Annotated in this window: 18 protein-coding genes and 1 pseudogene; 16 read left to right on the top strand and 3 right to left on the bottom strand. The window is 69.9% G+C overall.

Annotated features, from left to right (window positions below):
• Positions 1–8: 8 nt before the first annotated feature.
• From ACH41F_RS11995 to ACH41F_RS11985, 3 genes are all read right to left on the bottom strand, one after another.
• Positions 9–494, bottom strand: coding sequence for a hypothetical protein (locus ACH41F_RS11995; RefSeq protein WP_398834700.1), 486 nt, complete (start codon positions 492–494; stop codon positions 9–11).
• Positions 491–1,042 (bottom strand): DUF4913 domain-containing protein, encoded by a 552-nt coding sequence (locus ACH41F_RS11990; protein ID WP_398835370.1) that lies wholly within the window; start codon positions 1,040–1,042, stop codon positions 491–493. Before ACH41F_RS11990 ends, ACH41F_RS11995 begins: the two co-directional genes overlap by 4 nt.
• Positions 1,043–1,283: 241 nt before the next feature.
• Positions 1,284–2,039: a site-specific DNA-methyltransferase gene (locus ACH41F_RS11985; protein WP_358282846.1), complete on the bottom strand. Its 756-nt coding sequence runs from the start codon at positions 2,037–2,039 to the stop codon at positions 1,284–1,286.
• Positions 2,040–2,550: 511 nt separating this feature from the next.
• Between ACH41F_RS11985 and ACH41F_RS11980 the strand changes: the two genes are divergently transcribed.
• The 16 genes and pseudogenes from ACH41F_RS11980 (at position 2,551) to ACH41F_RS11905 (ending at position 15,645) form a co-directional block, all read left to right on the top strand.
• Positions 2,551–3,684 carry a C40 family peptidase gene (locus tag ACH41F_RS11980; protein WP_398834698.1) on the top strand — a complete coding sequence of 378 codons (1,134 nt, stop codon included), beginning with the start codon at positions 2,551–2,553 and terminating at the stop codon, positions 3,682–3,684.
• 176 nt (positions 3,685–3,860) lie between these two features.
• Positions 3,861–4,226 carry a hypothetical protein gene (locus tag ACH41F_RS11975; protein WP_398834695.1) on the top strand — a complete coding sequence of 122 codons (366 nt, stop codon included), beginning with the start codon at positions 3,861–3,863 and terminating at the stop codon, positions 4,224–4,226.
• Between the two features lie 217 nt (positions 4,227–4,443).
• Positions 4,444–4,758, top strand: a complete 315-nt coding sequence (locus ACH41F_RS11970) for a DUF6112 family protein (protein ID WP_398834693.1) — start codon at positions 4,444–4,446, stop codon at positions 4,756–4,758.
• A complete protein-coding gene (locus ACH41F_RS11965) occupies positions 4,758–5,450 on the top strand; it encodes a hypothetical protein (RefSeq protein WP_398834690.1) in 693 nt (230 codons plus the stop codon). The genes ACH41F_RS11970 and ACH41F_RS11965 overlap by 1 nt, the downstream gene beginning before the upstream one ends.
• A 36-nt stretch (positions 5,451–5,486) precedes the next feature.
• Entirely contained in the window at positions 5,487–6,860 is a 1,374-nt protein-coding gene (locus ACH41F_RS11960; protein WP_398834687.1) for an ATP-binding protein, read from the top strand.
• An 81-nt stretch (positions 6,861–6,941) separates the two neighbouring features.
• Positions 6,942–8,414 (top strand): SCO6880 family protein, encoded by a 1,473-nt coding sequence (locus tag ACH41F_RS11955; protein ID WP_398834685.1) that lies wholly within the window; start codon positions 6,942–6,944, stop codon positions 8,412–8,414.
• 94 nt (positions 8,415–8,508) lie between these two features.
• On the top strand, positions 8,509–8,970 hold the full coding sequence (locus tag ACH41F_RS11950; RefSeq protein WP_358714647.1) for a DUF6238 family protein: 462 nt from the start codon (positions 8,509–8,511) through the stop codon (positions 8,968–8,970).
• Positions 8,971–8,998: 28 nt separating this feature from the next.
• Positions 8,999–10,513 (top strand): VirB4 family type IV secretion system protein, encoded by a 1,515-nt coding sequence (locus ACH41F_RS11945; RefSeq protein WP_398834682.1) that lies wholly within the window; start codon positions 8,999–9,001, stop codon positions 10,511–10,513.
• A gap of 14 nt (positions 10,514–10,527) precedes the next feature.
• On the top strand, positions 10,528–11,097 hold the full coding sequence (locus ACH41F_RS11940; RefSeq protein WP_398834679.1) for a hypothetical protein: 570 nt from the start codon (positions 10,528–10,530) through the stop codon (positions 11,095–11,097).
• Between the two features lie 115 nt (positions 11,098–11,212).
• A complete protein-coding gene (locus tag ACH41F_RS11935) occupies positions 11,213–11,377 on the top strand; it encodes a hypothetical protein (RefSeq protein WP_398834677.1) in 165 nt (54 codons plus the stop codon).
• Positions 11,367–12,293, top strand: a complete 927-nt coding sequence (locus ACH41F_RS11930; RefSeq protein ID WP_398834674.1) for a hypothetical protein — start codon at positions 11,367–11,369, stop codon at positions 12,291–12,293. The genes ACH41F_RS11935 and ACH41F_RS11930 overlap by 11 nt, the downstream gene beginning before the upstream one ends.
• 30 nt (positions 12,294–12,323) lie before the next feature.
• The gene (locus ACH41F_RS11925) at positions 12,324–13,097 is read left to right on the top strand and encodes a hypothetical protein (protein WP_398834671.1); all 774 of its coding nucleotides are present in this window, start codon (positions 12,324–12,326) and stop codon (positions 13,095–13,097) included.
• A gap of 291 nt (positions 13,098–13,388) precedes the next feature.
• The gene (locus ACH41F_RS11920; RefSeq protein ID WP_398834669.1) at positions 13,389–14,183 is read left to right on the top strand and encodes a hypothetical protein; all 795 of its coding nucleotides are present in this window, start codon (positions 13,389–13,391) and stop codon (positions 14,181–14,183) included.
• Between the two features lie 148 nt (positions 14,184–14,331).
• Positions 14,332–14,847 carry a hypothetical protein gene (locus ACH41F_RS11915; protein WP_398835368.1) on the top strand — a complete coding sequence of 172 codons (516 nt, stop codon included), beginning with the start codon at positions 14,332–14,334 and terminating at the stop codon, positions 14,845–14,847.
• Between the two features lie 47 nt (positions 14,848–14,894).
• Positions 14,895–15,260 (top strand): annotated as a pseudogene (locus tag ACH41F_RS11910) (glycosyltransferase family 2 protein); the annotation flags it as partial.
• A 25-nt stretch (positions 15,261–15,285) separates the two neighbouring features.
• Positions 15,286–15,645 carry a hypothetical protein gene (locus ACH41F_RS11905; protein ID WP_398834666.1) on the top strand — a complete coding sequence of 120 codons (360 nt, stop codon included), beginning with the start codon at positions 15,286–15,288 and terminating at the stop codon, positions 15,643–15,645.
• Positions 15,646–15,766 lie beyond the last annotated feature (121 nt).

The raw sequence follows: 15,766 nt of genomic DNA, 5'->3' as shown, positions 1-15,766 counted from the left end.
CCGTGCGTTCAGCGGGTGTGATGGTGCGCGGGGTTGTGTGCGGGACGGGGCAGACCCGGCAGTGCGGTGGGAGGTGGACCGGGCCGGGGTGCGGGGCCTCGGGTGGTCAGCTGCGGGGAGCGGGAGCGTGCTGCGTGGGTGCGGGCGCTCAGCGGCCGGCGGGTCATCCCCAGGCGGCGGCCGACCTCGTCATAGACGTCGTTGCCCGCACGCGGCCGGACCGCGACGACGTGGATCTCCTTCGGGTGTGCGAACTCCGCGGGCGCCGGGCGGACGCCGTAGACAACGCGCCAGTCCTTGCGCGAGTCCACGAACAGCTTGCGATAGCCCTCCAGGTCGCCGTCGAGGCGTAGCCCGAAGCGCTGCGCGTTCACGACTTCTTGCAGGTAGACGAGGGTGAGGTCTCGGATATCGCTGGGGGCCTGGAGAAGGTCGGCCAGGGCGCGGGGGTCGAAGCTCAGTCCGAAGGCGGGCTGTCCCACTCCCGCGGTCATGACGTCGGCTCGTCCGGCTCGGTGGGCCCGGCGGCTTCCGCCGTGGCCGCCGTCTCCGTGCGTACGGACGGCGGCGGACCGGGCAGAAGGCGGTGCGCGGGCCGGTCGGGGGAGGTCATGCAGGCCGACAGCGGTCCACCCGGTGCGCGGATCGCCGCGACGGCGTGGGTGAGGAAGTCCCGGTGCCACACGAACAGGCCGCTCAATCCGGCTTCGGGGTCCTTGTGCTGCTGGTAGGCGAGCCACAGGGCGTGGAGCCAGGCCACGACGTCGTCGTGCTCCTGCCACTGCAGGCACCAGGGCGCCGCGGTGGTGACCTCCGACCCGTACACCGGGAGGAAGAAGTCGTCGACCCAGTCCGACAAGGCGTCGAGTTCGTCCTCCCTTTCCTCCCCGTCGAGTTCCAGGATCGGGCGGGGCTCCGGCGGAGCGGCGGCGGGCGGCCCGCCGAGCCCCGGCATGCCGAACGCGGCGAACGGCGATCCGTTCGGCTCCGGGGCGGACGCGAGGTGGTCGAGTTGCTGCGCCTGTTGCGCCGACTGCTCCATGAGCCGTCGGACGCTCGCCTCGATTCCCTCCAGCTGCGGATCGGAAATACGTATCGGCTCCAACTCCCCGTCGTCAGGGGGTTTTATGGATTCGGGCATGAAAGAGTTGGACCTCCTACGAGACGCGGAATGAGAGAAGGGCGAAAGCGGCGACGTGCGGAGCGGCCAGCGAGTTACAGCTCCGCTTCGTCAGATTGCCGACTACGGCGCCGGTCACCTTGACGGGAAGCGCGCTCGCGGCTCAGACGGTGAGAATCACGTCGTCTTGCGTGAGGGTCTCGCGGATCGTTTCGGTGAGCCGGTCGGCCGCGATCGACGCGTAGTGCTCGGTCTTCTCCACGCCGATGAAGTCCCGGCCTTCCAGTAGAGCTGCGACGCCCGTGGAGCCGGAGCCGGCGCAGAAGTCGAGCACCGTGCCGCCCTCGGGGCTGATCTTGACCAGCTCGCGCATCACCTCGACGGGCTTCTGCGTGATGTGCTGGCGCTTCGCGCCCGAGGGCTGCGAGGCCGAGTACAAGCCGGGCAGATAGACCGGGTTCCGGGAGCCGTCGATGGCCCCCTTGCTGGCCCAGACGATGAATTCGCAGTTCTGGGTGAACCGGCCCTTTTGCGGCCTGGCCTGCGGCTTGTGCCAGGCCAGCACACCGCGCCACAGCCAGCCAGCCGCCTGGATCGCGTCCGTCGTGGTGGGCAGTTGGCGCCAGTCGGTGAACAGCAGCGCGGTCCCGCCGGTCTTCGTGAGACGGTGGGCTTCGGTCATGATCTGCGTCAGCCAGAACGAGTAGGACCTCTGGTCCATGTTCTCGCCGGTGAAGTCGGCGAGGTCGTTCTTGGAATCGGCGGAGGTGTACTTCTGCTTCGCGGAGCGGGTCGTGCGCTCCTTCGCGGTCCTACCGCCGGAGTTGTACGGCGGATCGGTGATGACGGAGTCGACGCAGCTGTCCGGAAGGCCAGCCAGAACACTGAGGGCGTCGCCCTGGTGCAGGGAAAAAGGCAAAGAGGGACCCCTATTCGGGTGCGGAATCGCGGAGGGAAGTAGCCGCCTCGCGCAGGAGTCCTCGCGGGCCGGAAGTGGGCATGCAGAAGCCCAGGGCCGCAGACCGAGGAGGGCGAGGGGGAGTCCAAAAACTGTAGAGGCGAATCCGCCGACGACCAAGAAGTGCGTTGCTGAGGTGCCGGATTCCGATACCTCACGCCGACTTTTTGGTCAACCGCCGATCCGCGCCTACTGTTTTTGAACCGCCCGGCGACACCGCCGCTGGCTACTTCCTGCCACATCCCACGGAGATACCCCCTGCCCCGGCACACCTAGCTCATAGCCCGGCCACGCGGAGCGAGCGGCAACTCGCCCGCGCCGGTCCGTCCCGATCGCCCACCCCGGCCGCCGCGCCCTTCCATCACGCCTCGCGCACGCGGCACGCCGGACACCGCACTCCGAAGGACACGCTCATGACGTCTCGCTACCCACCCATGCCCGAAAACGCTGACCGGCGAGCGATCCCCTCCGGTTGAAGGCGCTCGCCGCCGGCATCGGCGTCGTCTTTCTTTCCCCGATCCTGATCGCCGGCACCGGCATGATGATGGTCTCCTCCGCCGACGCCGTGCAGAGCAGCGGCTCGTTCAGCAGCTGCCTGACCAACATCGACACGGACAAGGTCGCCGAGCAGGTCACCAAGATCCTCGACGGGGCGTCCGGCAAGAACGTCCACATCAAGGGCCTTGATCTGCCCGCCGAGCAGGTCCCCAACGCCCAGACGATCGTGGCCGCCGGACTCTCGCTCGACGTCCCCAAGAAGGGACAGATCGTCGCGCTCGCCACGGCGATGCAGGAGAGCCGGCTGCGCAACCTCAACTACGGCGACCGGGATTCCCTCGGCCTGTTCCAGCAGCGTCCCTCTCAGGGATGGGGCAGCGCCCAGCAGATCCGTGACCCGGTTTACGCCTCCGAGCAGTTCTACAAGCACTTGCTCAAGGTGAGCGGCTGGCAGCAGATGACCGTCACCCAGGCCGCCCAGGCAGTGCAGAAGTCCGGCCTGCCGGACGCGTACGCGCAGTGGGAGAACCTGGCCACCGCGCTGCAGGACGCCATCGCCAAGACCTTCCCAGGCGGCGGCAACGACACGGACGGCAAGGACGCGGACCAGGGCAAGCAACCGTCAACCAGTACGACCGGCTGCGCGCCGGGCCAGGACGGCTCCGGCTTCGGTCGCATCCCCGAGGGAAGCGTCCCGAAGGGCTACGCGATCCCCAAGAACGCCGATCCGAAGGCGCGCAAGGCCATCGAGTGGGCGATGCACCAGCTCGGCACGCTCTACCAGTGGGGCGGCTCTTGCACGAACTCGCACGGCCCCGACCCCATGGGCCGCTGCGACTGCAGCTCCCTGATGAAACAGGCGTACGCGCATGTCGGCGTCACGCTCACCCGCAGCACGTACACGCAGGTCAACGAGGGCAAGGCGGTCTCGCCCGCCCAACTCAAGCCCGGTGACCTGATCTTCAGCCGTGGCACCGCCAAACGGCCAGAGCACGTCGGCATGTACATGGGCGAGGGCCTCGTCATCGAGGCGCCGCGCACCACCAAGCCGGTCCGGATCACCCCGATCAAGGACTGGACGATCCTCGCCGCCCGCCGCGTCATCTGATCCCGGTCAGCCCGCAGGCCCGCGAGCCGCCGTCACCAGGAACCTCGCCGGTGGTCTCCCCGATAGCTGGGCTCGGTGGCCAACTCCCCATCTCCCTCAATCGCTTCGCCCGACGGTCGCCCAGCAGGACGAGCCGACGGCCCACTCCCTGTCCACCAACACCCCGGAGCATCCACGTGACAATCCACTCCCGCGTCCGGCGCGCCCTCGCGGCCAGCTCGATCGGCCTCGCAGTTGCGGCCGGCGGCCTCGCCAGCGCCTCCACAGCCCAGGCGTACGACACCGGCCACACGACGATCTCGTGCAAGGCGGTCAAGGTCCGCAAGGATCCTTCGAAGAAGTCCACCGTCGTGGGCATCGCCTACCGGCACGACAAGGTCGCCTATGACCAGTTCGCGTACAAGCGCGCAGAGAAGACCTGGTACACCCGCGGCACGGTGACCCGGAAGTCCGACGGCAAGAAGATCCGCGGATACATGATCTACGACTGCGCCAACCCGTACGAGTCGAACCCGGCGCCGAAGCCGTCGATCCCGAAGTAGAACGCCCCGGCAGCCCTCCCTGGCCCCGAGCCGAAAAAGCGGCTTCGAAGCCGCGCCCCGGCCCGAGGAGTGACCTCTCCCCGCCTCTGCCCGAGGTCGGTCCGGGCGGGGCGCCGCCGCGGCCACTTCCGCGCTCCGAGCGCACCTCCCCCTCCGCTTTCCCCCTTTCCCGCCGGTCCTCGCCTGGCCCGCGTATGCAAGGAGCTTTGCCACACCTATGTCCGTCCCTCTCGCAGACCGCGTCATCCAGCTTGCCTACGACCCAGGAATCTCACCCAAGGACGGCGGATTGCCCGGGCTGAGTGTGCTGAAGAACGTCGTCAACTCGATCAACATGTTCGGGATCATCGCCGTCGTCGGCGCCCTCGCCGTCTCGCTCGGCGTATGGGCCTGGGGACACCACACCGGTGGTCACCAGGCCGAGGCCAACGGTAAGAAGGGCGCGGTCGTGGCCGCGGGCGCCGCCCTCGGTCTGGGTGCCGCGAACGGCATCGTCGCGTTCTTCTCGGCCCTCGGGTCTCAGGTCCACTGATGCCCAACCGATTCCCCTCCCTTTCGCTGTCCTCGTACGGCGCGGGCTGGTCGGCTAACCGGCGCATCGCGATCGTCGCCTCCGTCGTCGCCGTCCTGCTCGCCATCGCCGGGATCGTCGCCCTGCTGACCGGTGGCGGCAACGGCCACCAGACTCCAGATACCGCCGCGCCCGCCCCGACTGGCAGCCCGTCCTCCTCCGAGGCCGCCCCGAAGCCTTCCTCCGGATCCGGATCGGTGCCCAAGCCTCCGCAGATCGCCGAACCGGTCGCCTACGCCAAGGTGGCGGCCCAGATGCTGTGGTCCTACGACACCCGCGACACCAGCCGCGACCAGCAGCTCGCCGGCATGCGCGCCTGGATGACGACCGAGACCACGTACGCCGACTGGGCCTCGGTGTCCGGCCAGGTGCCCGATCCGGTGCTGTGGTCGCGGATGGCCGACCAGGACCAGCACGCCACCGCCAGCGTCACCGAGGGCCACTACCCCTCCGCGTTCAAGGCGGCCCTGGCCGACGACCCGTCCGCGATCACCGAGGCGTACATCTACGTCGTCACCGTCAACGGCAAGCAAACGCTCAGCTGGAAAAAGGGCGGCGGCGGAGCCGAGGAGCGGGCCGTGACCCTCGCCATCCAGTGCCGCCCGAACCACGACTGCACCCTGGCTGCCATCGCACCGAGCGTCACGCAGTGACCCGCGCCTGAGACAAGAAAGGAGGAGCAACTCCTCGTGGGTTTCTGTGATTTTCCCCTGGCAGACAAGTTGTGCGCCGTCGGCGACGCGGTGGACTTTGCCTCGGACCCCGGCAAGGCCATCGGTGACTGGATGGCGCAGTCCGCCGGTGAACTGGCAGCCGCCGCAGCCGATCTGGCCGCCGAGGCAGTCAACACCACCACAAAAGTGGACCTCAACGCGACGTGGTTCGTCGACAACTACGAGATGTTGCTGCCACTGGGCTTGGTCCTGCTGGTCGCCACATTCTGCGCACAGCTGGTCCGGGCCGCCGTCCGACGCGACGGACAAGCACTGACACAAGCGTTCACCGGCACCATGAGTGGCGTCCTGTTCGCCTTCTGTGCCATCGCCTTCACCACAGTCGCCGTCGAAGTGGTCGACGCCGTCAGCGACGGCCTGTTCAAGACCGCGCACCTGAACATCGAGTCGGCCGTGCGCCGCATCGTGAAGGTCAACCAGATCGGCGGCCTGTCCGGCCTGGGCTGGCTCGTGCCAGTCGTCGCCGGCCTCGGCGCAGCCATCGGCGCCTTCCTCTACTGGTGCGTGATGATGGTCCGCAAGGTCGGCATCCTCGTCATGGTCACACTGGCCGTCTTCGCGTCCGCCGGCGGCGGCTGGGAGGTCGCCCGGCGCTGGCGCAAGGGCTGGATCGAAGCCACCGCCACCCTCGTGGTCTCCAAGCTGCTGATGACCGTGATCTTCGTGCTCGGTATCGCCGCCATGGGTAAAACCGAGGCCAAGGACGGCATCGCCGCTCTGGCCGACGTCATGTCCGGCATCGTGATCATGGTCTTGGTGTTGCTCTGCCCGTACGCCGTCTTCAAGTTCGTCCACTGGGCAGCCGATGGCACCGACGGAGAGTCCATCCACCGTGCCGGCGGCGCCGGAGCGCAGATCGCGAAGGCGCATGCCGAGAAGGCCGCCCGCAAGGCAGCCGCAGCTGCAGCCACTGCTGGAACCGGCGGCGCTGCCGCCGGAGCAGGCGCCGCGCCGCAAGGCCCCGACGCCAGCGGGGGCGGCTTCCCCGGCGACATCGCCGCCAACCCGACCGGCGGTGGCGAGAGCAACGAAGGTTCACAAAGCGGCGGAACGGGCGTCTCGCCCGGTGCCGATGCCGTCAAGTCCGGTCTGGAGAAGGCCGTTCAGCCCGCGCCGACGAGCGTGTCCGACGACACCAGCAGTCAGGTGGGCGGCAGCCCGGGGCCGGGCGGATCCGGCGCGAATGCCGCGTCCGGCCAGGGCGGCGGATGGCAGTCCGCTCCACCGACCACGACTCCGCCGCCGCAGGGCGCACCCCCGTCCTCCGGCTCACAGAACGCCACGTCGAGCGGGTCGGCCTCACCTCCGCCGCCTCCGACCGGCCTCTGATCCCCTGCCCGCCTACCGGGGGCGGGACGTGCACTGCACCTCCCGCCCCCGGGTTCCACCCGCGCCTCCAGGACCCGCCCCTTGACTGTTCTCTCCGTCGCCCCGGTCACGGTGAAGTTCCCGCACCGGACCCGCCGCGGCATCCTCCTCGGCCTCTCCCTGCCCCAACTCATGCTCGTTTCCTGCACGTTGGCGGTGCTACTGATGACGGTGGTCTCCACGGGACTGCTCGGCGCCATCGCCCTGACCCCGCTGTGGGCAGCTTCCGGTGCCCTCGTCACGATCCGCCGACACGGCCGCTCCCTCATCGACTGGGCACCGATCGTCACCCGCTACGCACACCGCCGCCGGACCGGCCAGACCCTCTGGCTCGCCCGGCCCGTCACCCGGCCCCGGCAGGACGGCGTCCTCCACCTGCCCGGCACCACCGCCTCCCTCAAAGTGGTCACCCCCGGCGACTCCGCCAACGGCGCCGCGGCAGTCCACGACCCGCACCAGCAGACCCTGACCGCCATCGCCCGCGTCAGCAGCCGCGCCTTCGCCCTCCTCGACCCCGCCACCCAGAACCACAACGTGAGCAGCTGGGGACGCGCGCTCGCAGGCATCGCCCGCACCGGTCATATCGCCACCGTGCAGGTGCTGGAGCGCACCGTCCCCGACAGCGGCGACACCCTCACCCGCCACTGGACCCAGAACGGGCAGCCCCAGACCCCCGTCGCCGGACAGATCTACTCCGAACTGGTCTCCTCGGCCGGCCCCGCCGCAGCCCCGCACGAGACCTACCTCGCCATCTCCCTCGACCTCAAAGCCGCCCGGCGCCTGATCAGCCAGGCCGGCGGAGGCTTGCCCGGGGCGTTCACCGTCATGGAGCAGACCACCGCCTCCATCGCCCAGGCCGCCCGCAACGCCGGACTCCAAGTCACCGGGTGGCTGACCTCGCGAGAGATCGCCGCCGTCATCCGCACCGCCTACGATCCCAAGGCCCTCGCGGCCCTCCAGCAGTGGTCCGAGACCGGCCGCGCCGAGGCCGACCCCGCAGCCGCCGGGCCCGTCGTCCAGTTCGAGGAGTACGACCGCCTCGCCACCGACAGCGCACGGCACGCGACGTACTGGGTGGAGAACTGGCCGCGCACAGAAATGGGAGCCGGGTTCCTGCACGGGATCATGTTCACGGCCGGAGTGCGGCGCAGCCTCTCCCTTATATACGTGCCGCAGGGGCTCGAGTCCGCGCTGCGGGACGTCCAGAGGAAGAAGGCGGCGATCATCGCCGACGCCAACGAACGGGCCCGCCGGGGGCAGGTCGACAGCGAGGAAGACTCCGTCGAGTACGCCGACGTCAAGCAGCGTGAGCGCCAGCTCATCGCCGGGCACGCGGACGTGGCCCTCACCGGCCTGGTCACCGTCACCGCCGAGACCGACGCCCTCCTGGACGCCGCCTGCGCACAGATCGAGACCCACGCCGTCACCTCCGGCGTCGATCTGCGACGGCTCAACTACCAGCAGCCAGACGCCTTCGCCCTCACCGCGCTCCCGCTTGCCCGGACCGCCCTGTGAGCCGGGCCCGTCCCAGCCGGTCAGCACCGTGGCGCCCGCTGCTCCTCGACCATCCGTCACCACCCCTGCTTCCCGGCAGGAAGGACCACCACCTTTGACCTCTCCCACGCGTCCGGACGACGCGCACCCCTACCTCCGCGCCGCGAGCGCCGGAGTCCGCCACCACACCCGGGCCCTAACGCCGTCAGCCGCGAACCCGCCCCGGCCGGCGGACCGGCTGCACCTTGACGTGCTGCACGCCCACCTCACCGCCCTGCACCAGCTCCTGGACCGGCTCGCCGACAACACCCGGCCACCGCACCCCGCCGCCGGCCGCCACCTCGCCACCGCGCACACCCGCCTCTGGCAGGCCACCAGCGAGGTCCACTCCGCCTACCACCTGCTGCCCAACAACACAGCAGCAGAAGCCGAGTCGAGCGCATGCCATCCAGAGCTGTTGCCCGAGGGACCGCCCGTACTCACGATCTGCCAGCGCCACCTCGCCGCCGGACACATCATCCGCCGCAAGACCACCCCCACCGACCTCCGCCCGCACACCACGGCCTGCGTGCGATGAGCACCACCCGCAGAAACGAGGGCCACCGATGAGCCACCGGCCCGCCCGTCGCGCACGCCGCGCGTCCGCCAGCCCGCTGTTCACCCCCCATGGCACCGACCGCGCCAGCCGCAAGGCCGCCCGTCGCCAGCTCGCCGAGGCCACCGCCAAGGCCCGCGCGGAAGCCAGCGCCCACCAGCCAGAGGGCACGTCCGCCGAGCACGAGATGCCCGCCGCGCTCTACCCACCGAGCGGACGTTCCGGACCCGCCTCCGCGCGTAACAACCGGCTGAAGCTGCCCGCCCACCGCATGACGACGGCCGTGGCCGCCGGCGCGTACCCCTTCCTGGCCGAAGGCGGACTCGGCGCCGAGGGCATCTACATCGGGCGCGACGTCCACGCGGAAGCGTCCTTCGTCTTCGACCCGTTCGCCCTGTACGGCAAGGTCGAGGGATTCACCAACCCGAACCTCTTGCTCGCCGGGGTGATCGGCCAGGGCAAGAGCGCGCTCGCCAAGAGCTTCGCCCTGCGTTCGGTGGCCTTCGGATACCGCGTCTACGTGCCGTGCGACCCGAAGGGCGAGTGGACGCCGGTGGCGGAAGCCCTCGGCGGCCGGTCCGTCGCGCTCGGTCCCGGATTGCCCGGACGGCTGAACCCCCTGGACGCGGCCCCGCGCCCGGAGAGCGTCTCCGAGGCCGACTGGGTCGGCGAGATCCGCAAACGGCGCCTGCTCCTGCTCGGTTCCCTGGCCCGGACCGTCCTGGGCCGGGACCTGATGCCCATGGAGCACACCGCCCTGGACGTCGCCCTGGACGCCGTTGTCACCCGCGCCGTCGACACGGGCCGCACCCCGCTGCTCGGCGATGTCGCCGCCACACTCAACAACGCGAGTGCGCTCGACGAGGCCGCCGGGATGATGTCGGGCCAACTCGGCGACGCCGCACGCGACCTGGCCCACGCCATGCGACGCCTCGTCCACGGTGACCTGGCCGGCATGTTCGACGCCCCCTCCACCGTCGCCTTCGACCCGAACGCGCCAATGCTCACCATCGACCTCTCCCGGCTCGGCGGCTCCGGCGACGACACCGCCCTCGTCCTGGCGATGACCTGCGCCTCCGCCTGGATGGAATCCGCACTCTCCGATCCGAACGGCGGCCGGCGCTGGATCGTGTACGACGAGGCGTGGCGCTTGATGCGGCACGTCGGCCTGCTGCAGCGCATGCAGGCCCAGTGGAAGCTCTCCCGCGGCCTCGGCATCGCGAACCTCATGGTGATCCACCGGCTCAGCGACTTGCTCACCGCCGGCGACGCCGGATCACAGGGCCGCGCTCTGGCCGAGGGGCTCCTCGCCGACTGCAGCACCCGAATCATCTACCGCCAGGAGACCGACCAACTCCACGCCGCGGCCTCCCTGCTCGGCCTGACCTCCGTCGAGATGGATGCCATCGCGCACCTCAACCGAGGGCGTGGCCTGTGGAAAGTCGCCGGACGATCTTTCATCGTGCAGCACCTCCTGCACAGCCACGAACTGGCGCTCTTCGACACCGACGCCCGCATGCACTGAACAGCAAGAGGCCCGTGGAACCCGACACCCAACGCGAACTGATACCGCGTGACGACGCTGTCCACCTTATCGGCGCGCTCAGCGCGATGAAGGACAAACTGCTCGATGCCGCCCAGCAGTGGGAGCTGCTGGACGAGAGCGGCCACGTCCCGGCCGCGCCCTCCTACACCGCGCTGCTCCAGCACGCCGCCGACGCGCAGGACCTCTCCCGCGACGTCCTCCGGCTGACTGCCGACTTCGCCCGGAGCCCGCACAGCACGACCCGCGCCGGCAGTGCCGTCCTGGCCCATCTCACCACGGCGGCCTCCATGTCGAGCCACGCAGCACCGCACTTCACCGAGACTGCGGAGAGCGCCCTGTCCCTGCCACGGTCCTCCCACACGACCGACCGGCACTACCTCAAGAACCGCATGGTCATCGATCACGCGTCGGCGCGAGCGTGCTTGCGGCGCACGTCGGAATCTCTCCGCGACGCGGCCAAGGAACTCGACGACCACCTCGGCATCCACCGCTTCCTCTCGACGCTCACGCCCCGGGAAACCCCGGCGCCCCCGCCGCCCAAGCCGAGCGGTCGCCACCGCTAGCCCGCCTCGAAGAACCAACGTCACCAGCTCAAGGAGTCCCCTGAACCGCCCCGCTCATTTCAGCGAAGCCGACTGGGCCGAGTACCAGCGCTGCCAGGCCGAGCACGATGACCTCATGGCGCAGGTCGCCGAACGCGAAGCCCAGATGGAACACGACCTGATCGCCTCCTACAACGAGCACGAATTCGACTTCACCCCGGTTCCGGAGCCTTGCCCGGCCCACCGGACACCACCGCCGCACCACACGCCCGTCTCCCGCAGGAGGAGCCGTGGGCGCTGACGACGAAAACATCCGTGCCGGCGACCGCACGGCTCCACTCGCTCCGCTTCCCGACCATCGCAATGTGGCCACCGCGTGGTGGCAGGAGCTGTGGCGCCGTCACGCGCACATCACCACGCCACTGCGGCAGCGCGGGCTGGAGTGCGACATCGAGTTCGGCCTCAGCGCGTACATCGTGCGCGTATCGCTCCCCGACGAAAGCCACTTGATCATCAGTCCGCCGCAGGAGCCCTCCTCCGACCGCCTATTGGGGTATCCGGAGGGCTGGATCGCGACGCGTGAGCACCCGGACGACCAGGCGCTGTTCGAGGTCGTCTACGACTCGGCTCCCTCCGCCGACCCTGATGCTCCCCAGCGGCCCGAGGCTCGCCACGGCGGCAGCGTCGAGCCTCTGGTCGAGGCGATCGACTATCGCCTCACCCAGCTCGGACTGCTGCCGAATCCCGCCACATCGACCGGAGACCGGGCGCTCCCCGCTACGCCGATACTCCACGCGCCGGAGGCCCCGGACGTCCCCGACTCCGCCGGCCGCGCCTCCGTCTACCTCTACGGCGACGCGCTCCGCGCTCTGACCGACCGGCTCAACGGAGCCGAGTCGCATGCGGAGGCCGCTGCCTTCCTGCACCAGATCCTGGAGCCCTGCGACGGCCTGCTGGCGCAGCTCGGGGAGTTCTTCGAAGCGGCCGGGGAGAAGGCCAAGGAAGCCGAGGAGGACGACGGCTTCGACTTGTCCTACGACCTCGCTGACGCCGCCGCCGAGATCCGCAACCTCGGAGAGGTGCTGCACGTGGCCGAGGACCGGATGCGGGCACTGACCCCGCTCCTGCCGGCCCCGCGGCTCACGTCCGCCCCGGCGCGTCCGCCGTCCCTCCCCCCGCGAGCCCTCCCGGCAGCACAGCCGCGGCACACGCGCTGACGCCGGACCACCGACTCCTTCCAGGAACACATGACCTCACCCCGTACCGACCTGTCCGCCTTCGCTGCCGGTCTGGCCGCCCGTCTGCCCGGCACCTGGGCCAGCGAGTACCAGCGCCACGCGCAGTACGCGGACCAGTTCCCCCGCACCGAGCAGCTCTGGGACGCCGGCCACGTCGACTACATCGTCAGCCAGTACGTCCTCACCCACGACGCCGTGCTCCACGGGCCGGCCGACCAGCGGTTGTACGTGGCCGACCGGCCCCTCTACCCGCACCAGTTCGTCGTCGCCCCGCTCGCGCCCGACGGCCCGCACATCAAGCCCCACCACTTCGACGCGGTCGAGGAACCCAACGGCATCGCCGTTCCCAAGGACCCTGCACGGGCCGCGGCACACGTCGCCCGGCGGGTGCTGCCCCACTACGAACAGGCCCTGCAAGAGGTCCTCGACAACGCGGCGGCCCAGCCCGACCCCCCGCACCGGCCCGGCCCGCCGCAGGTCGACCATGTCCTCACCCTGACCCTGTACAGCGACGGAGCCCTCGGCGCGCCGTACGAGAGCGTGCCGGTCGATGCCCGCAGGACGCTGTATGCCCACGGATTCCAGTACCACCCGCACCAAGCAGCGTTCCTCCTGCCCACCGCGTACGGGGACAGCGGTCGCGCCCTCCGCATCCACGGCGTGGTCCAGCAGCTCACGGCCAAGGGCATCGGCGTGAACCTGCGCCACTCGGCGCCCACCACCAGCGCCGCCCTTCCGCCGGCGTCACCGAAGGCCGCACCAACAACCAGCCGCACGCGCTGATCCCCCCTTCCGCAGATTCTTGGAGCCTCCATCCGCATCGCTCGCCCTACCCTGCCGCTGGTCGTCGGCACTGCCTGCCTCGCCCTGGCCCTCACCGGCTGCGCTGACGAAGGCGACACCGCCCACGCCCAGCAGACGCCCCGCGCCAGCACCGCCCCGAAGCCCGCCCCGGGTCTCAGCGCTGCCCAGGCCCGCGACGTCATCACCCACTACTCGAAGATCAACAACGAGGCCAACGCCGACCGTAACCGGCGCCTGCTCGACACGGTCGAGGACGGCCCGCTGTACTCGATGTCCGTCTCGGACTACACCGAGACCGAAGGACTTCCCGCGGCCGACCGCAAGCCGTACAAGCCGTGGTCCTACGACTCCGCGAACGCCAAGCTGTACATCCCGCGCCTGGCCGCCGGGCAGGACCGCTGGTTCGCCGCCGCGCTCTCGGACCAGAAGGGCAAATCCCCCTCGCGTCTGGGCTTGTTCGCCGAACGGCCCCAGCACAAGCGCTGGGAACTGGTGTCCGTCGTCGACCTCGACGGCCAGAAACTGCCGGGCATCGCCCTCGACCGGGACGGATACGCGACGGCCGTCGCCGCGAACGGCAACAAGCAGCTGGCAGCCGGCGCCGACCTGCTGCGCACAGGCGTGATCGACAACTTCGCCACCGGGGGCGCGAACAGCGGGACGAAGGTGTTCGCGCCGACCAAGGCGAGCAAGCAGCAGATCGAGGTCCATGACAAGACCGGCACCCGCTACGGGAACCAGGGCACCACCGTCTTCGCCGGCGCCGTCAACAGCTACAAAGACGCCTACGCTCTCAAGACCACCGACGGCGGCGCGTTGATCCTCTTCTCCCACACGCACACCCAGACCGACGCCGTCGCGCACTCCGGCCTGCAGATCAACCCCGGCAAGGATGACCGGGCCTGGCTCCACGACGTGCCCCGCACCTCCATCACATACACGTTCGTGTGCAACGACGCCGCCACCGTCCCCACGAAGGCCGCGCCGTCGCGCCTGATCGGCTACACCTGCGCCCGTACCGACGCCTCCGGCCCCCCGGTCGCCTCCTGGTCGGACCGCGCGTAAACGCGTTCCCCTCCCACGCGCCACCTTGATGGCCGCCGAACGCCCCAGCCCCTTACCCGATGCGGAGAAGTCCCTGTCCACACGTTCCTTCATCGCCCGCCCCGCCGACGGCACGGGGTACAGCGGCATCCACGTCCAGCTCGACGGCGTGCCCAGCCACCACCTGCCCCTGCTCCTGGCCGCCTACCAGTACAAGTTCGGGCGCGACGTGGAGGCCATGTCCCGTCACCTCATCGACGACATCGCCGTTGGCTGGGACGAGCTGGGCACCGGTCTTCTCGACGGCGCCCCGCCTGCGCTCGTCGCAGCGCTGACCGGCGGCGAGCAGTGGCCCAGCCGCACGCTCGACCACCTGGTCACCCCCGACGGCTCCCCGCCGGTACGTATGACGGTCACCGACGAGACCGCCGACGCGCAGGACATGCAGTGGGGATACGTCCTGCACCAGCAGGGAATCGAGGTGATCAGCCTCCTCCACGAGGACATCGGACCAGTCGTGGACTGGGCCACCGACCCGCGCACCGCCTTCAGCGACCACCCGGCAGCCTGGTCCTCCCTCGACCCCGCGCCGGCCATCCGGACATCGCGCAGCACGCCGCCCCAGAGCGCTCCCGCCGCATCCCCGGCGAAGGCCGGCGCTCCGCGCCCCGCCACGCGCCGCTAGTTTCCCTCGTCTTCCTGGAGCCTTCGCTGCCCCCGCACACCACCCCCCTGATCACCGTGGTCATCGCCAGCCGTCTGCGCGAAGACCGGCTCGACTACCTGACCGCCATGCACGCCAGCCTCACCCGGCAGTCCGTGGGTTGGGAGGCCATAATCGCGCTCGACGGTGCCTCACCCGATCGTCTGCCTGCCCCGCTCGCACAGGATCCCCGCGTCCGTACGCTTGCTCTGCCCCGCCCGGTCGGCGCCGCCTGCGCCCGGAATCTGGCCCGCGCGCACGTTCGAATCCGATATACGAACTGGGCGGACGACGATGACGAGTTCACCGACGACGCCATGTCCGTCCGGCTGAACACCCTGGAATCGACCCAGGTCGGCTGGTGTGCAGGCTGGAGCGAGGACCAGTACCAAGACGTTTTCCGGCCGACGGAGGCGCTCCGTGGCCAGTGACCTGGGATTGAACGTAGCGGACATGTACGTGACGGCACGCCTGATCGGTCCCCGTTCCACTCAATCGGGTGCTGTGGAAGACCAGTTGCCTAACGCCGCGCGAACCGTCGCGGCTCTGGAAGGTAGATCACCCGTGCATTCCGCACCTGATGCCGAAGTCGCCGTCGTCACGCCCACGCGGCTGCGCCCGGACCGAATCGCGTACCTGCTGACGCTCTATGCGAGCCTGTGCGATCAGGACGTGAGCTGGGAATGGGTACTGGCTCTCGACGGCGTGCCCGAGGAGGACGTGCCCGAAGTCCTGCGCATGGACGCCCGTGTGAAGGTTACTGGCAAGTGCGGCTATTGAAACTTGCGGAATACCTAAGGGCCAAGGGTGTGTCGACAGGGCCGGATGAGACGGCAGGGAAGCTCCAGGCCACCTGGCACGTCCCGCGGCGGGGTCGTCACCAACCTCCAGCCTCAGCCCT

This window comes from Streptomyces sp. NPDC020489, assembly GCF_044386545.1.
GTDB lineage: Bacteria > Actinomycetota > Actinomycetes > Streptomycetales > Streptomycetaceae > Streptomyces.
The sequence above is the reverse complement of the archived record's forward strand: the minus strand, read 5'-3'. Positions and strand labels throughout refer to the sequence as shown.

Coding starts and splice junctions, on each gene's coding strand:
- ACH41F_RS11990 (WP_398835370.1), bottom strand. CDS start 1,042: ATGGAGCAGTCGGCGCAACAGGCGCAGCAACTCGACCACCTCGCGTCC.
- ACH41F_RS11995 (WP_398834700.1), bottom strand. CDS start 494: ATGACCGCGGGAGTGGGACAGCCCGCCTTCGGACTGAGCTTCGACCCC.
- ACH41F_RS11935 (WP_398834677.1), top strand. CDS start 11,213: ATGGCGCAGGTCGCCGAACGCGAAGCCCAGATGGAACACGACCTGATC.
- ACH41F_RS11920 (WP_398834669.1), top strand. CDS start 13,389: ATGTCCGTCTCGGACTACACCGAGACCGAAGGACTTCCCGCGGCCGAC.
- ACH41F_RS11925 (WP_398834671.1), top strand. CDS start 12,324: ATGACCTCACCCCGTACCGACCTGTCCGCCTTCGCTGCCGGTCTGGCC.
- ACH41F_RS11970 (WP_398834693.1), top strand. CDS start 4,444: ATGTCCGTCCCTCTCGCAGACCGCGTCATCCAGCTTGCCTACGACCCA.
- ACH41F_RS11945 (WP_398834682.1), top strand. CDS start 8,999: ATGAGCCACCGGCCCGCCCGTCGCGCACGCCGCGCGTCCGCCAGCCCG.
- ACH41F_RS11965 (WP_398834690.1), top strand. CDS start 4,758: ATGCCCAACCGATTCCCCTCCCTTTCGCTGTCCTCGTACGGCGCGGGC.